Raw genomic sequence first — 300 nt, 5'->3', positions numbered from 1 at the left:
GTTTGATAAGCATGACATACCGTCAGGCATTGCCCGTACCATCATCAAATTCCATAAAGCAAATGCAATAGAAGCCATTCAGCAAGACCCGTATCGATTAATTAGCTTTGGTCTTAAATTCTCTGATGCTGACAAGCTAGCAATAGAAAAGTTTGGCTTTAATGAAGATGACTACATTCGACTCTCAGGTGCAATAGAGCAAGCACTACACACAAGAATGTTAGATGGTCATACAGTGTCAAAACATGGGCATTTATTGCCACTTATAAAATCTCTACTTGGCTCCGAGAATCTTGCAGT

General features: G+C 39.7%; 1 protein-coding gene. It reads left to right on the top strand.

What is annotated here, in order from left to right:
- Positions 1–300 (top strand): helix-hairpin-helix domain-containing protein (locus tag CWC28_RS21405; protein ID WP_283206565.1); only part of this gene is annotated, 300 nt, incomplete at both ends.

Origin of the sequence: Pseudoalteromonas sp. S4492 (assembly GCF_005886115.1) — a bacterium.
GTDB classification, from domain to species: domain Bacteria; phylum Pseudomonadota; class Gammaproteobacteria; order Enterobacterales; family Alteromonadaceae; genus Pseudoalteromonas; species Pseudoalteromonas gelatinilytica.
This window is presented reverse-complemented; position numbering and strand designations above follow the sequence as displayed.